Origin of the sequence: Streptomyces sp. NBC_00442 (genome assembly GCF_036014195.1) — a bacterium.
GTDB lineage: Bacteria > Actinomycetota > Actinomycetes > Streptomycetales > Streptomycetaceae > Streptomyces.
Map to the genome: position 1 here is coordinate 122,176 of NZ_CP107918.1, position 22,557 is coordinate 144,732.

18 protein-coding genes and 1 pseudogene are annotated in these 22,557 nt (G+C 70.5%); 9 read left to right on the forward strand and 10 right to left on the reverse strand.

Annotation, left to right across the window (positions count from 1 at the left end):
• Positions 1 to 264 precede the first annotated feature (264 nt).
• Both OG432_RS00605 and OG432_RS00610 read left to right on the forward strand, forming a co-directional pair.
• Positions 265 to 1,833 carry an outer membrane protein assembly factor BamB family protein gene (locus tag OG432_RS00605; protein ID WP_328306564.1) on the forward strand — a complete coding sequence of 523 codons (1,569 nt, stop codon included), beginning with the start codon at positions 265 to 267 and terminating at the stop codon, positions 1,831 to 1,833.
• A 52-nt stretch (positions 1,834 to 1,885) separates the two neighbouring features.
• Positions 1,886 to 2,476, forward strand: a complete 591-nt coding sequence (locus OG432_RS00610) for an anthrone oxygenase family protein (RefSeq protein WP_328306566.1) — start codon at positions 1,886 to 1,888, stop codon at positions 2,474 to 2,476.
• Between the two features lie 19 nt (positions 2,477 to 2,495).
• On the opposite strand, the gene OG432_RS00615 is transcribed toward OG432_RS00610, so the two are convergent.
• Complete coding sequence (locus OG432_RS00615) at positions 2,496 to 5,342, reverse strand: AfsR/SARP family transcriptional regulator (RefSeq protein ID WP_328306568.1); 2,847 nt, start codon at positions 5,340 to 5,342, stop codon at positions 2,496 to 2,498.
• A gap of 365 nt (positions 5,343 to 5,707) precedes the next feature.
• On the opposite strand from OG432_RS00615, the gene OG432_RS00620 reads away from it, so the two are divergent.
• On the forward strand, positions 5,708 to 6,085 hold the full coding sequence (locus OG432_RS00620) for an SH3 domain-containing protein (protein ID WP_328306570.1): 378 nt from the start codon (positions 5,708 to 5,710) through the stop codon (positions 6,083 to 6,085).
• Between the two features lie 35 nt (positions 6,086 to 6,120).
• Positions 6,121 to 6,477 carry a hypothetical protein gene (locus tag OG432_RS00625; protein WP_328306572.1) on the forward strand — a complete coding sequence of 119 codons (357 nt, stop codon included), beginning with the start codon at positions 6,121 to 6,123 and terminating at the stop codon, positions 6,475 to 6,477.
• A gap of 153 nt (positions 6,478 to 6,630) precedes the next feature.
• Here the strand turns inward: OG432_RS00625 and OG432_RS00630 are convergent, their stop codons facing one another.
• From OG432_RS00630 to OG432_RS00645, 4 genes are all read right to left on the reverse strand, one after another.
• Positions 6,631 to 7,038 carry a transglycosylase SLT domain-containing protein gene (locus OG432_RS00630; protein WP_328306573.1) on the reverse strand — a complete coding sequence of 136 codons (408 nt, stop codon included), beginning with the start codon at positions 7,036 to 7,038 and terminating at the stop codon, positions 6,631 to 6,633.
• 474 nt (positions 7,039 to 7,512) lie between these two features.
• Entirely contained in the window at positions 7,513 to 7,953 is a 441-nt protein-coding gene (locus OG432_RS00635; protein WP_328306575.1) for a VOC family protein, read from the reverse strand.
• 201 nt (positions 7,954 to 8,154) lie between these two features.
• The gene (locus tag OG432_RS00640; RefSeq protein ID WP_328306577.1) at positions 8,155 to 8,613 is read right to left on the reverse strand and encodes a hypothetical protein; all 459 of its coding nucleotides are present in this window, start codon (positions 8,611 to 8,613) and stop codon (positions 8,155 to 8,157) included.
• A gap of 310 nt (positions 8,614 to 8,923) precedes the next feature.
• Positions 8,924 to 9,280 carry an STAS domain-containing protein gene (locus OG432_RS00645; protein WP_328306579.1) on the reverse strand — a complete coding sequence of 119 codons (357 nt, stop codon included), beginning with the start codon at positions 9,278 to 9,280 and terminating at the stop codon, positions 8,924 to 8,926.
• Positions 9,281 to 9,833: 553 nt separating this feature from the next.
• Here OG432_RS00645 and OG432_RS00650 point away from each other — a divergent pair.
• Together OG432_RS00650 and OG432_RS00655 are read left to right on the forward strand one after the other, a co-directional pair.
• Entirely contained in the window at positions 9,834 to 13,805 is a 3,972-nt protein-coding gene (locus OG432_RS00650) for a SpoIIE family protein phosphatase (RefSeq protein ID WP_328314951.1), read from the forward strand.
• Positions 13,805 to 14,098: an STAS domain-containing protein gene (locus OG432_RS00655; protein ID WP_328306581.1), complete on the forward strand. Its 294-nt coding sequence runs from the start codon at positions 13,805 to 13,807 to the stop codon at positions 14,096 to 14,098. The genes OG432_RS00650 and OG432_RS00655 overlap by 1 nt, the downstream gene beginning before the upstream one ends.
• On the opposite strand, the gene OG432_RS00660 is transcribed toward OG432_RS00655, so the two are convergent.
• The 4 genes from OG432_RS00660 to OG432_RS00675 form a co-directional block, all read right to left on the reverse strand.
• Positions 14,095 to 14,724, reverse strand: coding sequence for a pyridoxamine 5'-phosphate oxidase family protein (locus OG432_RS00660; protein WP_443058313.1), 630 nt, complete (start codon positions 14,722 to 14,724; stop codon positions 14,095 to 14,097). The two genes, OG432_RS00655 and OG432_RS00660, sit on opposite strands and share 4 nt — an antisense overlap.
• Positions 14,721 to 15,896, reverse strand: coding sequence for a globin domain-containing protein (locus tag OG432_RS00665; RefSeq protein WP_328306583.1), 1,176 nt, complete (start codon positions 15,894 to 15,896; stop codon positions 14,721 to 14,723). Before OG432_RS00665 ends, OG432_RS00660 begins: the two co-directional genes overlap by 4 nt.
• A gap of 263 nt (positions 15,897 to 16,159) precedes the next feature.
• Entirely contained in the window at positions 16,160 to 17,017 is an 858-nt protein-coding gene (locus OG432_RS00670) for a YihY/virulence factor BrkB family protein (protein ID WP_328306585.1), read from the reverse strand.
• 468 nt (positions 17,018 to 17,485) lie between these two features.
• A complete protein-coding gene (locus OG432_RS00675) occupies positions 17,486 to 18,337 on the reverse strand; it encodes an oxidoreductase (protein ID WP_328306587.1) in 852 nt (283 codons plus the stop codon).
• 206 nt (positions 18,338 to 18,543) lie between these two features.
• Here OG432_RS00675 and OG432_RS00680 point away from each other — a divergent pair, with 206 nt between their 5' ends.
• The 3 genes and pseudogenes from OG432_RS00680 (at position 18,544) to OG432_RS00690 (ending at position 21,421) form a co-directional block, all read left to right on the forward strand.
• Positions 18,544 to 19,413 carry a helix-turn-helix transcriptional regulator gene (locus OG432_RS00680; protein ID WP_328306589.1) on the forward strand — a complete coding sequence of 290 codons (870 nt, stop codon included), beginning with the start codon at positions 18,544 to 18,546 and terminating at the stop codon, positions 19,411 to 19,413.
• A gap of 52 nt (positions 19,414 to 19,465) precedes the next feature.
• Positions 19,466 to 20,563, forward strand: a pseudogene (locus tag OG432_RS00685) (MerR family transcriptional regulator).
• Positions 20,564 to 20,794: 231 nt separating this feature from the next.
• Positions 20,795 to 21,421, forward strand: coding sequence for a hypothetical protein (locus tag OG432_RS00690; RefSeq protein ID WP_328306591.1), 627 nt, complete (start codon positions 20,795 to 20,797; stop codon positions 21,419 to 21,421).
• 21 nt (positions 21,422 to 21,442) lie between these two features.
• Here OG432_RS00690 and OG432_RS00695 read toward each other — a convergent pair whose 3' ends face one another.
• Entirely contained in the window at positions 21,443 to 22,420 is a 978-nt protein-coding gene (locus tag OG432_RS00695; RefSeq protein ID WP_443058314.1) for a threonine/serine dehydratase, read from the reverse strand.
• Positions 22,421 to 22,557 lie beyond the last annotated feature (137 nt).

The window sequence follows — 22,557 nt, forward strand, 5'->3', positions numbered from 1 at the left end:
GCCAGAGTTCGAGCCGCCCATGGCGTCGCCGCGGTGGCCGCGATGTGCGGCGCCGCCGAGGACCACACGCCGAACCACCGCTCCGCGCACCGCAGGAACACCGAGCCGAGCTCGGCGGCGCGCAGCCCCTGCGGACGAGAGCGGCTCCCGCCCGAACCGCATCCCAACTCGGGTCATATGGTGGGGGTATGGCCCCGCGCTCTCAGCGGGGCCATGCGCCGTCCGAGCCGTCGGCACCTTCCCTTCTCCAGAGGTACATACGTCATGAGCCAGCCACCGCAGCCGCCACCTGGTGCCCCGACGGAGTTCGGGCCGCCTCCCGCGGCGTTCGGGCCGGTCGTTCCGCCCATGCCCACCGCCCCGCCGACGAGCGTCTCTCTGCCGAAGGTCCGGCGCGCGCGGCAATGGCCGGCCTTCGCCCTCATCGCGGTCGGGATCGCCCTCGTACTCGGTTCCGGGACCGTGTATCTGACGTCGGGAGGCGCCGGCGCCAAGGGCGGACCGACCGCCGGGGCGGCCGAGGGTACGAGCAAGGGGGCGGGCAGCGGCGAGCAAGGGCCCCCGCCCGAGGGCAAGTTGCTCTTCCACCAGTTCGCTCCGAAGGCCATCAGCGCCACCGACCGGGTCGCCGGTGAGTGGGCCACGGACAAGGTGTACGCCAAGGCCGGTTTCAAGGACATCACCGGCTACGACCGGGCAAGCGGCGCGCAGCTCTGGAAGCTTCCCCTTCCCACGCCGGAGTGCGCCACCACCCTGCAGAGCACTGCGGACGGTGTCACCGTGATCGCGTACGACGACGAGAAGAAACCCACCTTCGAGGGCACCGGAGTCTGCTCCAACATCGCGGCGTTCAACATCACCACAGGGAAGATGCTCTGGCACACCAGCACACCCGTTTACGGAATTTCCGCCGATGGGACCGGTGACGCACACCTCTTCGTTCAGGAGATCGCCATCAGCGGCGGTACCGCCGCGGCGGGCAGCGCAACCGACGGAGGCGCCGCCTGGGACATAGCCACGGGCAAGCTGCTGTGGAAGCCCACGGCCGGCGCCGACAACTGTCGGGACGACGGCTACGCCGGAGGACCGGCGCTGGTCGCCGTCCGCCGCTGCGGCGACGTCGACAGGCCGTCCCTCTCGGTGCAGACTCTGGACCCCGCGACCGGCCAGCCGCTGTCCACGTACAAGGTGTCCTCCGCGTTCAGGGACGTGCACGTTCTGTCCTCCAAGCCCCTGGTCATCGGCGGCTACCCCGGCGGCGACAGCTCAGGCGCCAAGGTCTCCGACATCTACTCGGTCGACGCGACCGGCAAGGAACTGGCACACATCACGATCCCCGACGAGAAGTACGCCATCGACTGCAAGCTGGAAGTGGGAACCTGCCTCGGCCCCCTCGCAGGCGGCGGCAAGCTGTTCCTGCCGACAGCCGAACACGCCAACGTCTCGCCCGACGTTCCCGGCCACACCAATGAGTTCGTCGCCTTCGACCTCGCCACCGGCCAACCGGCACCGGGCCGTGTCGACGCGGGTGACGGGGGAAAGCTGTTCCCCATCCGCATGGACGGCGACAACGTCATCGCCCTGCGCACGCCGCCCGTGTACGGGCACGGCGAGGTGGTCCGCATCGAGGGTGCCACCATGAAGAAGACCGTCCTCATGCAACTCCCGAACGACGACAAGGTCTTCAACCGGGCCATCGAGATCTACGACTACCGCAACGACGACCTGCTGTACGACAGAGGCCGGCTGTACGTCGGCGATCGCCTGATGGACAAGTCCGACGACGAGATCGACGGGCCGCACTACCTGATCAGCGTTCTCGGAACCACCTGACCCCCCAACGGGGTTGGGCCATCTTTCCCGACACCCCAGATGAGGATGCGCGATGAACCGCAACCCGGCCACTGGACCTCAGCAGTCCCCCGGCCACGGCCCGAGCCCCCACCCGGCTCCGCCGGCGCCGGCGACCGTCGGCAGGAGCAAGGTGGCGACGGGCCTTCTCCTGATATCGACGGTCCTCATCGGCTTGATGGCGGGCCTCTTCTTCGCCTTTGACATCTCCGTGATGCCGGGTCTGGCGGCGGCCGACGAGCATACGTACGTCATCGCGATGCGGTCCTTCAACAAGGCGATCGACGGCAACGGGCTGTTCGGCATGGTGTTCGTGGTCGCCCTGCTGACGTCCGCGGGCTCGGCCGTCGTCGAGTTCCGCAAGGGGCGCCGCGGTGTGGCGATGTGGGTGGCGGCGGCGTCCGTGGCCTACCTCGTCGTCCTGGTGATCACCTTCTCCGTGAACATCCCGCTGAACAACGAGCTGGCCGACGCCGGCAACGTGGCGAAGATGACGGACTTCTCGATCGTCGACAGGTTCAAGGGCACCTGGGCCACCACCAACATCGTGCGCACCCTGCTGTGCACCGCTGCCCTGACGGCCCTCTCCCGTGCCCTCGTCCTCTACGGACGTGCCACCCGCTGAAGCCCGCGGGCCGGCCTTCTCAGGTGCCCGGTTCAGCCAGATGCGCGGCGACGCGGCGGGCGTCGTCCGTGCGGTGCTGGCTGCGGTAGAGGCTCAGTGCGGTGGTCCACTCCGTGCGGGCCTGTTCGAGGTCGCCGCGCTCGGCGTGGATGTCCGCGAGGTTGGACCGGATGTCGGCCTCCCGGTTGGCGTTCCCGATGGCCTGGAAGTGGCCGAGGGCCTGACGGTAGGCGTAACAGGCGCGTTCGGTCCGTCCGGTGCGCCAGGCGATGTGGGCCAGGGTGTCCCAGGTGGCGGCCTGGCCCTCGCCGTCGTCGTGGAGCCGTAGCAGCGGCAGGGCCTGCAGGCAGTGCTCCTCGCCGCTGCTGTACCGGCCGAGGCGGGCCAGCGCCCACCCCGTGCCGTTCAGCGCGTTGGACTCGCCGACCTGGTTGCCCAGGCGCCGGTATCCCTCGACGGCCTGCGCGAAGTGCGGCAGGGAACTCTCATAGGCGTTGATGCGGACGTGGACTTCGGCGAGCGCATGGTGCGAGCGGGTGCGGCCGGGCAGGTCGTCGTGGTCCGTGAAGTGGGCCAGCGCCGCACCCAGATGGGGCAGCGCCTCCTCGTGACGGCCGGCCTGCGCGAGGGCGACGGCGAGACGCTGACGGGTGTGGGCGGTCAGGGAGGCGTCTTCCGTCGCACGCGCGGCGTCCAGGGCGAGGTGCCAGGCCCGGATGCTTTCGGCGAAGAGCCCGCGCCGCCACCGGAAGATGTGCAGCGAGGACACCAGCTGGCACAGCTGCCGGTGCGCTCCGTGGCTCCTGGCCGTCGTGACGATCTCCTGGAGGCACGCGTACTCGTCCTCGAACCACTCCAGGGCGCTGTCGGCGTCGGCGAACCGCAAGGGCGCGGGGCCCGGCTCCGAGCTGCCCAGGGGGTCCTGTGCCGTGCGGTGGGGGTCCAGGGCGCTGTGTGCCGCGTGGGCGGTGTGGACGTAGAAGTCGATGAGCCGCCCCGTGAGTTCGGCGCGCGTTCCGCTCGCCAGACCCGAGGCCCCTTCCCGCGCGTACAGCCGGACCAGGTCGTGCATCTGGTAGCGCCCAGGGCGGTTCTCGCGCACCAGGCAGGCCTCCTCCAGCCTGCGCAGGATCCCCCGGGTGCGGGCGGGCGGACGGTCGGCGAGATGGGCCAGCGCGGCGAGGGACGCGTCGTGGTGCGGGACGAGACCGAACAGGTTGAGCAGGTCCGCGGCCGCGGGGTCCAGCGCGTGCTCGGAGGAGGTGAACAGGGCGCGCAGGTTGAGGGACATGTCGCCCGCGTCGAGGGCGTCCAGGCGGGTGCGGGGATCGCGCAGGTCCTGGGCGAGCTGGTCCAGCGAGGCCGGCGGGAGGTCCACGGTGTGCGCGGCGGCGATGTCGAGGGCGAGGGGCAGCCCCGAGCAGGCCCGCACGATGTCACGCATCGCCGGTGCGCGGGCCGCGGCGGTTTCGCCGACGCGCTCGGCGAACAGGCGCGACGCCTCCGCTTCGGACAGCACGCCCAGCCGAACGGTGTCGGCGCCGTGCCGGACCTTGAGGCCGTTCAGAGTGTTCCTGCTGGTCACCAGGGTCCGGCAGCCTTGGCCTCCCACCAGGAGCGGCAGTACCTGTGCGCTGTCCCGTGCGTTGTCGAGGACGACAAGGACGCGCCGGCCGTCCATGAGCGTGCGGTACAGCGCCGCCCGGCCCTCCTCGTCCGGAGGCAGCTCGTGTGCGGCGGCGCCCAGGGCCATGAGGAACGCTTGGAGGACGTCGGCGGGGGCGGCGGGCCGGGTGTGCGGGCTGAAGCCGTTGAGCTGGGCGTAGAGCTGGCCGTCGGGAAACGCCTCGATGTGCTGGTGCGCCCAGCGCAGCGCCAGCCACGTCTTGCCGATGCCGCCCATGCCCGTGATCGCACAGACCGCGGGCTGGTCCGCCCCGGTCCGTGCGGCCAGGGCGTCCAGCAGTCGCAGTTCGTCCCGCCGCCCTAGGAAACCTGCCGGAACGGCGGGGAGTTGGCGCGGGACGCGCGCCGGGGCGGGTGCGGGTGGACGGGCTGCGGACGGGCCGGTGGCGACGGCGGCGGACGGGCCGGCGGCGGGCGGGCCGGGCGAGGGAAGGTCCAGGGTGTCGTCGAAGACGAGGATGCGCTGGTGGAGCTCTTGGAGGCGGGGCCCGGGATCCGCGCCCATCTGCTCCACGAGGTCCGCCCGCAGCTGCTCGTACGCGGCGAGGGCGGCGGCGGGCCGGCCGACCCGGTAGAGGGCCAGCATGTGCTGATGAGCGAGGAGTTCGTCCAGTGGGTACGCGTCGGCAAGGGCCTCCACGGACCGGACGACCTCCGCGTGGCGGCCCTGGTCGAGCAGGAGATCGTGCCGGGCGACGGTGGCGTGCAGGCGCTCGGCGTCCAGGGTGAGGCGGTGCCGGTCGAGCCAGTCCGAGTGCACGCCGGCGAGCGGACGTCCGCGCCACAGTGCCAGCGCCTGCTCGTAGGCGGGTCCGGCGTCCTGCCAGGTCGCGCCGCGCGCTCGCTCGACCAGGTCGCGGAAGCGGAACAGGTCCACGGCCGCCCGTTCGGTGCGCAGCACATAGCCGGCGGTCGTGCGCTGGATGTCCCACTCGTCGCGGCCGGACGAGGACGCCCGCAGGGCCCGGAGGCGCGACATGTAGCTGTAGAGCGCGGCGACGGCACGCGGTGGCGGCTCCCTCCCCCACACCCGGTCCACCAGCGTGTCGACGGGGACGGGCCGGTCGGCCTCCAGGAGGAGCACGGCGAGAACGCAGCGCTGGCGTGGAGTCCCGGGTACGACGTCGGATCCGTCGAAGCTGATGCCGACATCCCCCAGGAGTCTGAATTCCGTACCCATAGGCCCCTCGTCCGTGTGGCCCCTTGTTCGTCCGGCTCCTCGAAGCGACCCCGCAGGCCGGGCCGCCCTTCGCGCCGGTCGTTCCTGCCTCTGCAAGAAGATAGCAAGGTCGTTGCAGGGCCGGTGCGGGACGTTGGTACGGCTCGAAGACGCCGCTCGGCGGCGTTGCTCGAAGACGCCGCTCGGAGAAGGGTGGGAGGCGGGGCCGGGCCGTGCCGGAGCCACCGAATGGCCGGAAACCGCCCCACGGGGGTGGGCGACGACCGGATCAGGCTCCGCGGCAACGCGTCCCGACGCCCGCGCCCCCTTCTCCGTACGGCGACCCGTCGCGCTCCGCTCCCGGGGCCCCACTGGCAGGGAGAACCATGAACAAGCACGCCGTACGCACCGGACTCATCGGCCTCTCGGCCGCCGTCGGCCTGGTCACCGCCACGGCCGGTGTCGGCCATGCCCAGCCGCTGACCACCGCCCGGCCCGCGGCCGCGGCGCTGCCGGCCTCCGGCTACAGCGTCGTCCCGTACGAGAACGTCAACGTCCGCAAGCTTCCCCGGAAGAACGGCGCCTACCTGGCCACGCTCACCGCGGGCAGGACCTACACCGCCTACTGCTGGACCCTCGGCGACACCGTGACCGACCACGGGATCACCAACAACATCTGGATCGGCTTCGCCGACGGTTACAGCAGCGCCGTGTACTTCAAGGGCAACGAGTACGCCAACCTGCCTGTCTCCGCCCGCTGCTGACGCCCCGACAACTCACGTACACAGAGGGGGACTTCATGCGTACTCCATCACGAGGGGCGGGCGTCGTCGTCACCGTCGGCGCCGCGCTGGCGTGCCTCGGCGTATCCGCCCCCTCGGCCTCGGCCGCGGATGCCTGCGTCGTCAACGGGCCCGCCTACTACTGCCACAACGCCTACGGCGCGGCCGTCTACGACAGCTTCGACCATCCGGGCAAGGTCGTCGGCCGCATGTACACGACGTACAGCTGGTTCAGCTGCCGGATCGACAAGGGAGCGTACGTCGGTGGGCCGCACCCCTACCGCTGGCTGATGACGAAGGCCGACAACGGGGTCTGGGGTTTCATGAAGGACACCTCCATCAGCTCCGAGACCAACCCGGTGATCTCCTGCTGACGAGGGGTGCGCCGCACGCCGCCCCGGCCGGCCCCGGCCCGTCGCCGCCGCCGGCCGGGAACGCGAAAACGCTCGGCCGGGAGATCCCGGCCGAGCGTTTCGTGCGTCTGCTGCCCTCTGAGGGCTGCCAGTGACGGCTACCGCCAGAGTGGCTCAGTACCAGTGGTGGGCGGACCAGAAGTTCCAGGCGCCGACGGGGCTGCCGTAGCGGGAGTTCATGTAGTCCAGACCCCACTTGATCTGCGTGGCGGGGTTGGTCTTCCAGTCCGCGCCGGCCGAGGCCATCTTCGACGCCGGCAGGGCCTGGACCAGGCCGTAGGCACCCGAGGAGGAGTTCGTGGCCTTGTGGTTCCAGCCACTCTCGTGAGAGACGATCTTGCTGAACGCCTCGAACTGCGCCGGGTCCTTGATCATCTGCTGGGCGATCGCCTTGGCGTTCGTCGGGGCCGCCGCCTGGGCGGGAACCGTGGCGAACAGGGAACCGGCGACACCGACGGCGACGACGGTACCCGCGAGGGTCTTCTTGGAAGCGGCGATGCGGCGGATGACTGCGTTGGACACAAGAGGCCTTCCGAAGGGGACGAGGACGGTCGCGGCATGTCGAGGACATGAGGGAGCCACTCACACGGAGGAGAGGGGTTCGTCTGCGGCGGGTGAAGCACCCGTGCCGCCTGGCGACTCATCCAGTTCTACCGATGCCCGCACCGCCTGGCAACGCCCCCCTCCTACTAGCCGCCTTCGCAGCGAAGGACGTCCGGCCCGCTCGCACGGGTGGGAATATCTGCAGGTGAGGCACCCTACGGCCGACCTTCATCGCATCACTTGGGCTACTAACACAACCCATATGTGACGTGGGTCCTGTGGGCCGCCTCACCATATTTCTGCCCGAAAGTGACAGATTGCTACGATTCATACCCTTTAAAGGGATGGGTTCGGGCGGTCGCAGACCCCGGATATCGAAGGCATACGGGAGGCAGGGCCACGGATCGCCATGGGCGTGTCACGCCACGTGGCTGCCCTGCCGACGGCTCGGCCTCAGTGCAATTGCTCGGCCAGTCCGATGATGATGCCCGCCGGGCCGCGGAGGTAGCAGAGCAGATAGCTGTCCTCGAACCGGGCGATCTCGCCGAGGAGTTCGGCGCCGTGGGGGCGCAGACGGGCGACGGTGTCCTCGATGTCGTCGACGGCGAACATGACGCGATGCGTGCCCAGAACGTTGTGCGGCCGGTCGCGCGGACCGGTCCCGATCAGCGCGGGGCTGCGGTATTTCGCCAGTTCGAGCCGGCTGTGGCCGTCCGGGGTGCGGACCATCGCGATGTCACAGTGGACGCCGTCGAGTCCCGTGCACTGGTCGGCGACGAGGCCCTCGACCTCGGCCCTGCCTTCCAGCTCCATGCCGAGTTCCACAAAGAACGCGATCGCGGCGTCCATGTCCTCGACGACGATGCCGATGTTGTCCATCCGCTGAATCGCCATGCCGGTCTCTCCTTCTTCTACGCGGCCTCGTGCCGCCTCGTGCGGCCGGGGAAGGCCGCTGGTGTCCCTGGGACGGAGCCGGTGGCACGTTCTCGACATCCGCAGCACACCGAACTCCGAAAAAGCCGGTCCCGAGCGACGTGCGAGCGGAACACCCGCCGGAGCGCCTGTCTCCGTGGATGTTCCGCGCCCCCGGTCGCGTCAGGCCCGAACGGTGAGCCAGGCGCCCAGACCGCTGCAACCTCGCGCGTCGTGCGTGGTGCTGCGGTAGCCCGCGGGGATCGGTGAGTACGGGCAGGTCCAGATGCCGTTGCGGACCACCTGGTGGTACCAGCCGCCCACACCGCTGCAGCCGTTGCGGTCGTAATTGGTGATGACGTAGCCCGACACGATCGGCGACCCCGAGCAGGTCCATATTCCGTCGCGGACGGGCTGCTGCAACCACGCGCCCGCGCCGTTGCAACCGCTGCTGTTGAACATGGTGATGACGTATCCGGGCGGAACGGCCACCCCGGGGCAGGTCCATCCCCCCACCGCGGCGGCCCGCGCGCCACCGTCCGCGGCGGCTGCCGTGCCGGCGCCCGCCCCGGTGAGCACCGCCGCGAGCAACGCGACCGCCCCCGCCACCGCAGCCATCCTGGCGCGGAACACCGCTCTCACGGAACGGCTCCCTCTGTGACCGACTTGGCCCTTCACTGCACACCAGTCCTCTCGGTTCGCTCGGTTGACGCCGACCGGAGCCGTCCTCCTTGGACGACGCCGATCCCCCCTCGCCCCGTCATCCAGTCGAGGCGCCAGAGGCTCCAGAGGCGTCTGGGGCCGAACCTAGACGTCCACCCCCTCGTTCCGCCCCGGGTCGGTGCCGCCGGTGACCGGTTTCGGCCACCCCCGTCGGTCGTCGACACCACGCCTGCGCACGCGAGTTGGCGCGACACCTCCACCAGCCGTCGAATCCGGCCCCCGAACCCCGTCAGGCGTACAGGGCGTTGATGGCGTCCTCGACCGTGGGCCGGAAGGTGAAGAGCTGGTCGAGGCCGATGATGCGGAACACGTGCATCAGGTCGTCGGGGACACCGACCACGGACAGCGGGGTTCCGGCGTCGCGCGCACGCCGGTCGGCGCCGATGAGCACGGTGATGCCGGTGGAGTCGCAGTACGCGAGGTCGGACAGGTCGATCAGTACCGGGACGCCGGCGTCGAACGCCGTTGCCTGGATGACCCGGGAGAGCTCCGGCGCGGTGTGGTGGTCGAGCTCACCGGCCACGACCACCACCCTGGCCCCCCGAGCGTGGGTGTGGCTGGAGGCGGTCAAAAGGCGATCAGTCACTTGTTCTCCTGGGCTGTTCTCCTGAGCGGGCCGAAGTGCTCGGTGGGGCGGGACGGGCAGGGCGAGCCACGCGGTGACGTCACTCTCCCGGTACCCAGATCGGCGAAGAATTCGTGCACCGTGGCCGTCGGATTGCCGGCCTCGCGGCCGGCGTGGGGTGTCAGGTGGAGGGCCGGTCCTCCCGTCGGGTCACAGGTCGTCCTATCCTACGGATCACGTCAACGAGCTTTCCCTGGATGAACCACGGTCACCCGGGTATCTCACAGGTCGTGGCGATCAAGGCGCTCGGCTGCGGGGACCGTCGACCGGGCGCCGAAAGGCCGTGCTCGCGCACCGGCCGTCATGAACGAAGGGGTGGGCAGTGACGCGTTCCGAGGGTGCCGGCCCGGAGGCGACGGGTGCGGGTACGACCGATGTGTTCGCCGCGGACACGGTCGTCGGCCGGGATCTGGCTCTGGTGGACTGGGCGGGCTCGACCCCGCTCGGGGACCCGGAGGGCTGGCCGCAGAGCCTCAAGACGACCGTGAGCATCCTGTTGTCGTCCAAGTTCTCGATGTGGATGGCCTGGGGCCCGGAGCTGACGTTCTTCTGCAACGCCGCCTACCGGCGCGACACCCTGGGCCGCAAGTACCCGTGGGCCCTGGGGCGGCCGGCGAGCGAGGTCTGGGCGGAGATCTGGCGCGACATCGGCCCCCGTATCGACACCGTCCTCACCACGGGCGAGGCCACCTGGGACCAGGCGCTGCTGCTGTTCGTGGAACGCTCCGGCTATCCGGAGGAGAGCTACCACACGTTCTCCTACAGCCCGCTGCGCGACGACGCCGGCCTCGTGGTCGGGATGCTGTGCGTGGTCAACGAGGAGACCGAACGGGTCATCGGGGAACGGCGGATGGCCACGCTGCGCGACCTGGGCTCCGATCCCAGTGTGGTGCGCACCGAGCAGGAGATGCTCGACTTCGCGCGGGCACAGCTGAGCCGCAACCCGCACGACCTGCCGTTCACGCTCACGTATCTCTTCCAGGACGACGGCGCCGCGGCGCTGGCCTCCGTCACCGGAATGCGCCCCGGCCACCCGGCCGCCGTGCCGCTCATCGCGCCCGGCGCCGGTACGGTGTGGCCGGCGGATCTTCCCGCCCGGGGCGAGACGGTGGTGGTCCCGTTGGACGGCGCCGTGTTCGCGGACCTGCCTACGGGCGAGTGGGCCGAAGCGCCTCTTGAGGCGCTGATCGTGCCCCTGAAGCAGCAGGGCGGCGACCCGTACGGATTCATGGTGGTGGGCCTGAACCGGTACCGGGACCTGGACGACGGATACCGCGGCTTCGTCGAACTGGTCGCCGGGCACGTCGCCACGGGAGTGGCCAGCGCCCGCAGCTACCAGGCGCAGCAGCGCCGTGCGGAGGAACTCGCGGAGCTGGACCGGGCGAAGACGACGTTCTTCTCCAACATCAGCCACGAGTTCCGTACGCCTCTGACCCTGATCATGGGGCCGGTGGAGGAGCTGCGCCAACGCCAGGGGGACACGGGCGGGCGTGAGGAACTGGAGGTCATCCACCGCAACGGGCTGCGCCTCGGCAAGCTGGTCAACACCCTCCTGGACTTCTCCCGCATCGAAGCGGGCCGGATGCAGGCGAGTTACGAGCCGGTGGACCTGGCCGCCGTGACCAGCGAGCTGGCCAGCGTGTTCCGTTCCGCCGTGGACCGGGCCGGCCTGGACTTCCTCGTGGACTGCCCCGCACTGCCCGAACCGGTCTTCATCGACCGCGGCATGTGGGAGAAGGTGATTCTCAACCTGCTCAGCAATGCGCTGAAGTTCACCTTCGAGGGCTCGATCAAGGTCGCCGTGGGTGTCGAGGACGGTGTGGCGACGGTGACGGTCGCCGACTCGGGGATCGGCGTCGCCGCACAGGAGATGCCCCGCCTCTTCGAACGTTTCCACCGCATCGAAAACGCCCGTTCCCGCTCCAACGAGGGCAGTGGCATCGGTCTGGCCCTGGTGAAGGAGCTGGTCGCGCTGCACGGCGGGGAGATCACCGCCACTTCCGTCGAAGGCCGGGGCACCGAGTTCACCATCCGTCTGCCGTTCGGCTCCGCGCACCTGCCTGCCGATGCCGTGGTCGCGACGACGCATCCCGGCGCGGCTCCCACCGTGACCGAGCCGTTCGTGCAGGAGGCCCTTCGCTGGCTGCCCGGCGAACAGACCACGGCCGTGTCCGGCGCGGTGGAGAGCGTGGCGGCCGAGAGCCCCGACGGCCAGGTCCCCGCCCCGGATTCGGCCCATGTGCTGATCGCCGACGACAACGCCGACATGCGCGAGTACCTCACCCGCCTGTTGCGCGGGGCTGGGTACCGGGTCAGCTCGGTCAACGACGGCCTGGAGGCGCTGCGGGCCGTCCGCGCGCACACGTTCGACCTGGTCATCAGCGACGTCATGATGCCCCACATGGACGGGCTCGAACTGCTCGCGGAGCTGCGGTCCCACCCCCGGACCGCGTCGGTCCCCGTCGTGCTCCTGTCCGCGCGAGCCGGGCAGGAGGCCTCCATCGAGGGGCTGCAGGCCGGTGCCGACGACTACCTGGTCAAACCGTTCGCGGCCGCCGACCTCCTCGCCCGGGTACGGGCGAACATCGCGTTGGCACGGCTGCGCAGCCATCACGCGCGCTGGCGCACCGCGCTGGTGGAGTCCTTGCAGGAGGCCTTCTTCGTCTGTGACGAGGAGGGGGCCGTCATCGAGATCAACACGGCGTTCACGGACATCCTCGGCTACGGGGCGGAGGGCCTGCCCTACCGGCCGATCCACCCGTGGTGGCCCGACGCCGTCACCGACTCCGAGGCGCACCGCCAGGTCGGCGACGCCTTCGCCGTGCTGCTCGGCAGCACCAAGGGCTCCTACACCATTCCGATAACCCACCGGGACGGGCACCGCCTGTGGGCGACGGCCACGTTCAACCAGGTCGACGATCCCGACACCGGACGCCGCGTGACGGTCGGCACCTTCCGCGACGTCACGGCCGAGCACTACGCCATCCAGCGCGAGAGCGCCCTGGCCGCCCTCAGCACGTGTCTGTCGCGAGCCACCAGCCTGTCCGAGGCCCTCGCCGGGGCCCTGCGCGAGCTGAAGAAGCTGTGGCGCGCCCGGTCGGTCGTGGCGGCCGTGTTCGACCACGGAGACGAACCCGCGCTGACCTCCACGGACCCGGCCCTCATGTGGCCGGACCTTCCCGCCGAACGGCGCGGCTCGCTCAACGCCCTGCGGCACGGGCCGATCCTGACGCCGGTCGTGGAGGCCACCGGGGCCGGCATCCTCCTGGAGTTCCCCGACGGCCCGCTCGCCCTGTCGATCGACCTGGGCGAGAACCGGCCCTTCACCGGGGAGGACCAGCTGCTGCTCTCCCTCCTGGCCGGTCACCTCGCGCAGGGGCTGAACCGTGCCCACCAGATCGACCAGCAGCGCGAGACCGCCATCGCCCTGCAACGGGCCATCCTCGGCCCCTCTCGGCTGCCCGACGGTTTCGCCGTGCGCTACGAACCCGCCACCCAGCCCCTGGAGGTCGGCGGCGACTGGTACGACACCGTGGCCCTTGCCGACGGTCGTATCGGCATCGTCGTCGGCGACTGTGTCGGCCGGGGCCTCGAAGCCGCCAGCGTCATGGGCCAACTGCGCAGCGCCTGCCGCGCCTTGCTGCTCCAGGACGCGAGCCCCGCGCAGACGCTGATGGCCCTGGACCAGTTCGCGGCCGGCGTCCCGGGCGCGGTGTGCACGACCGTCTTCTGCGGCGTCCTGGACGCCGAAACCGGCCGGCTGACCTACTCCAGTGCCGGCCATCCGCCCGGCATCCTCGTCCGCCCGGACGGCACCACTCAGCTCCTCGAAGACGGCCGCTCGCTGCCGCTGGCCGTCCGCGTGGGCAGTCGGCGTCCCGAGGGCACCTGTGTCATACCGGCCCGGTCGACCCTCCTGCTGTACACGGACGGGCTCGTCGAACGCCGGCGGCGGCCGCTCAGTGCCGGTATCGACCAGGCAAGTGAGGCCCTCCAGGACGGCCGCAACACCGCCGTCGACCAACTGGCGACCGACGTGATGTCGAAGCTCGCTCCCGCGGGCGGCTACGACGACGACGTCGCCCTGCTGCTCTACCGGCATCCCGCGCCGCTGGAGATGTCCTTCCCCGCGGAGTCCTCGCAGCTCGCCCCCGTACGCAAGTCGCTGCGCAGCTGGCTCGACCAGTGCGACCTGCCTCCCACGATGGTGCAGAACATCCTGGTCGCCGCGGGCGAGGCCTGTGCCAACGCCATCGAGCACGGCCACCGCGACGCCCCGGGCGACACCATCCACTTCCGGGCCGAGGCGTTCGTCGACGATCTGCACCTGACCATCGCCGACAGCGGCAGCTGGAAGGCTCCGCAGCCGGAGTTCAACGCCCACCGCGGCCGTGGCATGGGCCTGATGCGGGCGCTGATGCAGCGGGTCACCGTCACCCCCGGCCCGTCCGGTACCACCGTCGACATGCACACGAGGATCTCCTGATGACCACTGCCCTGACGCTCACGCACGATGACCGGCCCGACGGCACCGCGCGGGTGACCGCGGTCGGTGAGATCGACATGAGCAATGCCGGTGAGCTGGCCGCCGCCCTCGCGCGCACCGCCGGGCCCCTGGTCCTCGATCTCACCGGCGTCGAATATCTCGACAGCGCCGGCCTGAGCGTGCTCTTCCCGCACGCCGGCCGTCTCCAGCTCGTCGCCAATCCCCTGCTGGACCCGGTCCTGACCATCTCCGGTCTGGCCGGCCTCACCTCCGGCGACGACACCCGGCGCTAAGTCCACGCGGCCGAGGGCTGGGCGGGGGACGGAGCCGCGGACGGGGCGGTGAAGTAGTCGCCGTCCTTGGGGCGTTGGTCCGAGTCACGGCGGGGGCGCAGGGCGGGTTCCAGGTGGGGTATGTGCTTCGAGCAATGGACGTACGCCTCCTGCACCGTGATGTAGATCCACAGTTCGGGCTTGCGGCCGGGGGCGGTGTCGAGGGGAATGCGGGCGTGGGCCGCGCGCGGGTCACCGGCAGCCACCACGGCGGCGGTCCCGTTGATGTGCAGACCGATGTGGTGGTGGGTGAAGTCCATGAAGAGCAGGCCGATATGGGGGTTTTCCATGATGTTCCCGGCGCTGGCCAGGACCCCGTTGCCGCGGTATTCGGGATAGGTCAGGGTGCCGTCGTCGAGCACGGTGACGAATCCCGGTGGTCCCGCCCGGAAGCTCGCGTCACAGTGCCCCGTTCTGCCGGCGGTCGAGATGAACATCATCGACTGGCGGCCGATGAAGTCCCGCATCGGCGGTGTCAGAGCGCTGTGCACCTGGCGCGAGTAGAAGGAGTCCGCGCGCTCCTGCGTGTCGAGGTGTGCCTGAAGGGCCCGCTCCCCCTGGGAGGGCATGGGGTGGGAACTGTTCACAGCGGTGCGTTCTCCTGGGGGTCTCGTGCCGGAGCGAGCGGCGTGTTGAGGACGGGAGTGTCGAGGGGGTCGTGGTGGATTCTGGCCATGGGCACGCCGCTGCCCAGGAGGGTACGGGCCGCGGAGATGACCATGTCGGGCGGCCCGCAGAGGAACGCCTCGTGCTGGTCCCAGGGTCCGAACTCCCGCAGCACCTGCGGGAGCGTCCCCTCGCGGCCCACGATGTGCTGGTGGGAGACGGCGGCCCGGACGGACAGCCAGTACTGGCGCTGGGCCATGCGCAGCATGTCGTCGAGGCCGTAGAGCTCCTCCGCGGTGCGGGCGCCGACGAAGAGGTCGACATAGCGGCGCATACCGCTGCGGGCCGCCTCTTCCAGGATGGCGCGAATGGGGGCGAGCCCCGTGCCGCCTGCCACACACACCAGGTCGCGGTCTTCGGCCGCATCGAGGGTCATGTCCCCCTGCGGGGGCCCGAGTTGGACGATGTCACCCAGGACCGCATGATGGACCAGGGCGCTGCTGACGGTTCCGCCGGAGACGGCACGGACGTGGAAGGTGAGCGTGTTGTCCGGCCGCGGGGCGTTGGCCGGAGAGTAGTGGCGCCAGGCCAGCGGTCTCCAGGACGTTTCCATGCTGACGTACTGACCGGCGGCATAGGGGTAGTTCTGGTCGGGCCGGACGGTGATCTCGGCGATGCCGTGGCCGCGGGGCACGTGGCCGACGATTTCCGCCTTCCATGTGGCGGGGCGCAGGCGGCTGTCGTCCTCTGCCGCGAGGATCATGACGCGGGCCGCCGTGTTGTAGGCGTGGGTCCAGGCCGAGGCCATCTCCTGGCTCCAGGCGGTCCCGGCGTACCGGGCCAGCGCCGCGAGCAGGCATTCGCCGACGGCCGGGTAGTGCGCTTCGAGCGTTCCGAACTTGCGGTGGTCGCGGCCGAGGAGCGTGCAGAACTGGACGAGGCGGGGCGGGTCGTCGACGAGTTCGATGATGCGCAGCAGGCCCCGCAGCAGTCTGTCCCGCTGGACGTCCATGTCGGCGGGGAAGAGCTCGCGTACCTGCGGGTAACGTGAGAAGAGGATGGCGTAGAAGTAGACCGTCACCTCACCCGCCTGCGGTTCGATCACCGCCAGGCCGGCGCGTACCAGGGAGATCTCCCGCTCGGTCAGACCCATCGTGTCCGGCCCGGGAGCGGGGCTCTGCGGCGGAAATGCAGCGGAGGGGGCCGTGGGGGGATCGTAGGTTCTCGGCGGCGTTCGTCGGGGCACAGAGTTGTCGCAATCGCAGAGACCGCCGCATCAGACGTGCTGAACGGCGGATGGACGGGGACATGGTGGGTCAGGCGGTTCACCTTCCGGCAGTGGCGATGAGACGACAATGATCGTCTTCCCCTGTATTACTGCGCCAGTCATCTCTGAGCCGTTACCGCACGGCCGTCCTAGCGGGGAAGCTCCGGGTCCTGCCCGGCGAGCCCGTCCCGCGCCGGCGCCTCGACGGAGGCGGTCCCGCTCAGCTCCGCGTTGAACTGGGCGCCCATCAGGAGCGCCAGGTTGGAGAGCCACAGCCAGATCAGGAAGATGACGAGGCCGGCGAGCGAACCGTACAAACGGTGGTAGGTGCCCACATGGGAGGCGTAGACCGCGAATCCGAGTGAGGCGGACAGGAGCAGGACCACCGCCAGGGCACCTCCCGGCGCCATCTTCCGTGCGGCGCGCGACGAGGCAGGGCCCGACCGGTAGAGCACCAGCACGAGGAGAACCGCCACCGCGCCCAGCACCGGCCACCGCAGGGCGTCCCAGGCCGCCTGCGGCACCTGCCCCCAGTTCAATGCCCGGCCCACTCGCTCGGCCAGGTTCCCGGTCACCGTCAGGGAGATGATGGTGACGAGCAGCAGGGCGATCAGGGACACCGCGGTGAGGATGATGCGCGGGGCGGTCCTCCACACGGGGCGGTTCGCGTCCTCACGGTGCATCGCGTGCAGCGCACGCCTGAACACGGCCAGATAGCTGGAGCCGGACCACAGGGCGCCCACTCCTCCGAACACGATCAACAACCACGCGGCGGACGTCTGCTGCGACATGTCCTGCAGATTGCTGCGCATCAGGTCGCGCGCCTCGGGCGGAACAGCCAGCGTCACCCGGGCAATTACTTCGGGGGCGGCCGTCGGTACGGCCAGTCCCAGAACCGAGAGGATGACCAGCATGACGGGGAAAAGGGCCAGCACGGAGTAATAGGTCAGAGCGGCGGCCCAGTCGGTGACGTCATTGTTCCAGACCGCAATCGGAGTTCTCCGCAAAGCGCTCCACCATGAGCGTTTCATGTAGCTACCCACTCCCCTGCTGCGCGTCGGCCTCCCGTGCGGCAACCTTACGGCTCCCGCGCACGGCATCGACCTGGGGGTTCGGGCGGGTGCGGCCAAGCCGCCAGCACAAGAGCCCCGGCCGACCCGGCTCCCTTCTACCCCCGAACGGGCCGGCCACACGGCCGTGTCAGGGGCAAAGTCGGCGCGAATCCTCGACGCGGCGACCGCGGAGGAAATTGTGGCCGGATGGCGCACGGCACGGATACGGCCGCATAACCGGCGCAATGGGAACGGAATTGCGGCACATGCAAGGGCGCGAGAACGAAATCGGTCCGATCACCGGCGGCGCAATGGGTCATACGGCTGGGCTGTGCGGAGCGCGATTGCTCGGCGCGGAGCGCACACGTGCCGGGGGAACTTCCGCTGTATCCCCGCCGCGTGGCGCTCCGCCCGCGCGTGGTGTCAGGCGGACCGGCCGGCGTCGTCGAAGTCGGTCGAGGCCGACAACTCGGCCCATGCCAGCAGGTCCCGCTCGAAGGCCTCACGTCCGGCCCGGACGAGCCGAAGCGCGTCGTTGCCGAGCAGCAGGCGCGTCGGCGGCCGGTCGGCCGCCACGATGGCCAGCACCGCGTCCGCGGCCTTGCCCGGGTCGCCCGGCTGGTGCCCGCTGCCCTGGACGCGCCGGGCGCGCAGCGGCTCGAACAGCTCGTCGTAGTCGGCGATCGTGCGGGGTGCGCGGACCATGGAGCGGCCGGCCCAGTCGGTCCGGAAGCTGCCCGGCTCGACGGCGGTGACGTGGATGCCGAAGGCGGCGATCTCCTTGCCGAGTGCTTCGAGGATGCCCTCCACCGCGAACTTGCTGCCGTGGTAGAAGCTGAGGCCCGGCATGGTGATCAGGCCGCCCATCGAGGTGACGGCGATGATGTGGCCCGAACGTCGTTTGCGCATGTGCGGCAGCACGGCCTTGATCAACGCCACGGTTCCGTAGACGTTCACCTCGAACTGACGGCGAAGGTCGTCCATCGACGACTCCTCGAAGAGGCCGTCATGGCCGTACCCGGCGTTGGCGACGAGCACGTCGACCGGACCCAGGTCGCGCTCGGTCTCGTCCACGACCGTGTCCACCGCGTCGTGGTCGGTCACGTCCAGGATGCGGGCGTGCGCGTCGCCGGTGAGCGCCTCGAAGGCGAGGGCGTCGGCGGGTGTGCGCACCGTGCCCACCACCCGATGACCCGTGGCCAGCGCCGCGCGCGCGAGTGCGCGGCCCAGGCCGGTACTGACGCCGGTGATCAGGAATGTCTTGGTGTCCGACACAGGGGTTCCCTTCGTGCGATGCGAACAGGGGGCGGCCGAGGGCGAGTTGGGCCACGACCGGTCCCGATGCGTTTCACTTCAGCACCGAAATCCGCCGCCGACCGGCTTCCTGGGGGTCCGCTTCGCCCCGGGGACCGCCGGACCGGGGGACTGCCAGACCCCCTTTCGCCGGCCGTCGGGGCGATCGTGGGCCCTATCGTGAACGCATGGACCGCAACACACTTCTCGGTGAGTTCCTCCGCTCCCGGCGAGCTCGGATCACGCCGCGCCAGGCGGGCCTGTCCGACGACGGCGGCCACCGGCGCGTGCCGGGACTGCGCCGCGAAGAGATCGCACATCTGGCGGGTGTGAGCGTCGATTACTACATACGCCTGGAACGCGGACGCCGGCTGAACGTCTCCGAGACCGTGCTTGACGCCATCTCGCGCGCGCTGCGCCTCGACCCCGTCGAACGCGCGCATCTGTTCCAGCTCGCCAAGCCCGGCCCCGGCAGGACCCGCCGCGCGACGACGCGACCGCAGCCGGTGCGCCCTGGGCTGCGCGACCTGCTCCGGATCCTCGATCACACCCCCGCCCTTGTGCTGGGGCGGCGACTTGACGTACTCGCGTCCAACCGGATGGCACGTGCGCTGCTCACCGACTTCGAGGCGCTGCCGCACCGCGAGCGGAACCTGGTGCGGTTCATGTTCTGCGACGAGACCGCCCGTTCGCTGTACACCCACTGGGACACCCACGCCCACGACATCGTCGCCTCGCTCCGGCGCGACGCGGGACGCCACCCCCACGACCCGCTGCTGGCCGAACTCGTCGGCGAACTCTCCATCGCGGACGAGGACTTCCGCGGCTGGTGGGCCGACCAGAACGTGTATCGGCACACGCACGGCACCAAACACTTCCACCACCCGGTCGTCGGCCCGCTCACCCTCAACTACGAGTCGCTCACCCTGCCCGCCGACCCGGACCAGCGGTTGAGCGTCTACACCGCCGAGGCGGGCACCGGCTCCGAAGAGGCGCTGCGGCTCCTGGACGCGTGGATGCGCCGGCCCGAGGCTCAAGAGGTTCAAGGAGGCTCTTGACCCTCACGTGGCGTCAGGCCGCATAGTCGGTGCCGTGGAAGATCACTGGATCGTGGGACGCGTGGCGGAACTGGCCGGCGTGAGCGTCCGCACGCTGCATCACTACGACGAGATCGGGCTCGTGCGCCCGTCGACGCGGACCGCGGCCGGGTACCGGGCGTACTCGGCGGACGACGTGGAGCGGCTCAGGTAGGTGCTGGCCTACCGGCGGCTGGGCTTCGCCCTGCGCGACGTCGCGGAACTGGTCGACGACCCGTCCACCGACGCGGTCGCGCACCTGCGCCGGCTGCGCGGCCTGCTGGTGGAACGGCGTGATCGCGCCGACTCCATGGTGGCGGCCCTCGACAGGGAGATCGAGACACGGGCGAAGGGGCTGACCGTGACACCGGAGGAGCAACTGGAGATGCTGGGTCCGCAGTTGTACGACGCGATCGGCGGCGCCTACCCCGCGACACGGTGTACCGAGCCACGGATCGCCGCGCAGATCTGGGACGCGCTCGGGGACGCGCGGACGGTGCTGAACGTGGGGGCCGGCACCGGTTTTTACGAGCCCACCGCTCGCGATGTGACCGCGGTGGAGCCGTCGGCGGTCATGCGGGGACAGCGGCCCGCCGGCTCGGCGCCGTGTGTGGCGGCCGCGGCGGAGAACCTGCCGTTCGAGGACGAGTCCTTCGATGTCGCGATGGCCGTGTCGACCGTTCACCACTGGGGGGAACCGTTCGCGGGGCTGCGCGAGATGCGGCGCGTGGCCCGCCGCGTGGTGGTGCTGACGTTCGACACCGACGAGCCCCGGTGGCAGGACCGGTTCTGGCTCACCCGCGACTACCTGCCCGAGTTCGCCGGCGTCCTCGCGGACTTTCCCCCGCTCGCCGCGATGGCCGGCGCGATCGGCGCCCGCGTCGAGCCGGTGCCCGTCCCGTGGGACTGTGCCGACGGCCTGTTCGAGGCGTACTGGCGCAGGCCGGGGGCGTATCTGGACGATCGCGTGCGCCGTGCGATGTCGGTGTGGACGAGGGTCGGGCCGAAGGCCGAGGAGCGGGCGGTGCGCAGCCTCGGGGACGACCTCGACTCCGGCCGCTGGGCCGAACGCAACAAGGACCTCGCCGACCTCGACGCGGCAGACCTCGGCCTGCGCCTGCTCATCGCTTGACCTCGCCGTGCGACGGTGAGATCGGCGCTGGGGTCGCTGAGGTCGATGTTCCGCACGTCCTGCCGCGCTGGGCGTACCTGGTCTCGATCGCGCCGAGCGCGGCCACCCTCCGCAGTCGTTGCGGCAGGCCGCCCCCGCCGCGTGAGTACGTGACTCGGATACGTAACTGAGTAGGACACCTGAGTAGGACAACGGTGCCGGCGGCCCTGGCCCGGCTGCTGGGATGGCCCCATGACGCCGACCCCGAATCCCCCCTCCGCCCAGGTCCCCGCTCCCTCCGGTGAGGGCTCCGCTTCACACGGTCTGGGTCCTGCTCTGTGGCTGTCCGGTGCCGCAGCCGCCGTGATTCTGCTGTTCGTCGGGGTCGCGGAGGGCTGTACGGCCATGTCGGGCGGCTCGGTCCGCTCCGAAGCGCAGTTTCTGGAGCACGTTCGCGATACGCAGGCTGCCGGCGAGGACGTCGTCCGCTCCCTGGGCGCGATTCCCAGCTCCGTGGTCCTGGACAGGTCCAGCTCCGACGCCTCCTGCAAGGACGACCTCGGCGTCGACGGGGACGACACCGAACGCGATCAGCCGACCGTCACCTGGGCCCCGGACTTCGGTGACGGCGACGCCGGGTACCGCGCCGCGGTGGTCACCCTCCGCAAGAGGTGGACCGAGCAGGGGTTGAAGGTGACCACGCGGCCGCAGGCGGATCCCGTGACCGGCAAGGAGACGGGCCTGCAGGAGATCCGCACCACCGATGACGGGGTCACCCTGTCACTGAGCCCCGGCCGGCGCACCGGCGAAGGCCTGGTTGTCGCCGACGGCGGCTGCGTGCGACACCACGGCGTCTGGACCGATCAGGACGGGAAGTAGCACGAGGCGTACGCGGCGCGGTCAGCGCAGCCCGAAGCGTTCGGTCCAGACGGCGACGTCGGCGGGGGTCGTGTTGCCGCCGCACACCACCAGGCCGAGCCTGGCATCCGCGCCGACGCGTTCCAGTACCTGGCGTGCCGCGGGAAGCAGGCAGCCTGCGGCGGGCTCGGCCCAGACCTTCGCGTGGTCGGCCAGATCGAGGGTTCCCTGGACCGCCTCGGCGTCGGTCACTGTCAGGACGTCGGTGACCAGCGCCGAGACGTGCTCGTAGGTGAGCCGCGAGGCGCTGGGGGCACTCAGCGTCGAGACGATCGAGGACAGTTGGACCGGTACGGGCCCACCGGAGGCCAGGGCCTCCGACATCGCGCGTGCGCCTTCGGTCTCCACGCCCCAGACGCGTACGCCGGGGCGACGCGCGTGCAGGGCGGTGGCGACGCCGGAAATCAGGGCTCCGCCGCCGATGCTGACGAGTACGTCGGTGAACTGCCCGGCGTCTTCCGCGAATTCCAGACCGACCGTGCCCTGGGCCGCGATGACGACGGGGTCGTCGAAGGGGTGGACCAGGGTGAGCCCCTTGGTCCGTAGCTCTTCCACGAGGGCGAACGCGTCGGCCATGGTGTCGGCGAGGATGACGCTCGCCCCGGCGGCCTCGGCGATTTCCACGGCGCGGCCGGGGGCGGACCGGGGCATGACGACGGTCGCCCGGATGTCCAGCGCGCCGGCCATGACTGCCACGGCGATGCCGTGGTTGCCGCCGCTCACCGCTGCGACCCCGGCGGCGCGTTCGGCGTCACCGAGGGAAAGCAACTTCGCCGTCGCGCCCCGCGCTTTGAAGGAGCCTGTGCGTTGCAGGAGTTCCAGTTTCGCGGTGACCGGCGCACCCAGGAGCGCGGAAAGACCCGGGCTTGTCACCGTCGGGGTCCTGATGACATGCCCGGCGATCCGCTCGGCCGCGGCTTCCACGTCCGCGACAGTGATCAGCACATTCGCCTCCGTCATAGGAATCACATGAATTCGAGCGCCGCCCGCGCCGGTTGCCGCGTCCGGGCCGGATCGTCCACGACAGCGGGCGGCAGGGCGGCATCCGTACGGCATCGGCAGCGCGGTGACCGGCCGCGCGACAGTCCGGTCATCCT

Excerpts from the sequence above, each read along its gene's own strand:
- OG432_RS00605 (WP_328306564.1), top strand. The coding sequence starts at position 265 with ATGAGCCAGCCACCGCAGCCGCCACCTGGTGCCCCGACGGAGTTCGGG.
- OG432_RS00610 (WP_328306566.1), top strand. The coding sequence starts at position 1,886 with ATGAACCGCAACCCGGCCACTGGACCTCAGCAGTCCCCCGGCCACGGC.
- OG432_RS00615 (WP_328306568.1), bottom strand. The coding sequence starts at position 5,342 with ATGGGTACGGAATTCAGACTCCTGGGGGATGTCGGCATCAGCTTCGAC.
- OG432_RS00620 (WP_328306570.1), top strand. The coding sequence starts at position 5,708 with ATGAACAAGCACGCCGTACGCACCGGACTCATCGGCCTCTCGGCCGCC.
- OG432_RS00625 (WP_328306572.1), top strand. The coding sequence starts at position 6,121 with ATGCGTACTCCATCACGAGGGGCGGGCGTCGTCGTCACCGTCGGCGCC.
- OG432_RS00635 (WP_328306575.1), bottom strand. The coding sequence starts at position 7,953 with ATGGCGATTCAGCGGATGGACAACATCGGCATCGTCGTCGAGGACATG.
- OG432_RS00650 (WP_328314951.1), top strand. The coding sequence starts at position 9,834 with ATGTGGATGGCCTGGGGCCCGGAGCTGACGTTCTTCTGCAACGCCGCC.
- OG432_RS00655 (WP_328306581.1), top strand. The coding sequence starts at position 13,805 with ATGACCACTGCCCTGACGCTCACGCACGATGACCGGCCCGACGGCACC.
- OG432_RS00665 (WP_328306583.1), bottom strand. The coding sequence starts at position 15,896 with ATGGGTCTGACCGAGCGGGAGATCTCCCTGGTACGCGCCGGCCTGGCG.
- OG432_RS00680 (WP_328306589.1), top strand. The coding sequence starts at position 18,544 with ATGGACCGCAACACACTTCTCGGTGAGTTCCTCCGCTCCCGGCGAGCT.
- OG432_RS00690 (WP_328306591.1), top strand. The coding sequence starts at position 20,795 with ATGACGCCGACCCCGAATCCCCCCTCCGCCCAGGTCCCCGCTCCCTCC.
- OG432_RS00695 (WP_443058314.1), bottom strand. The coding sequence starts at position 22,420 with ATGACGGAGGCGAATGTGCTGATCACTGTCGCGGACGTGGAAGCCGCG.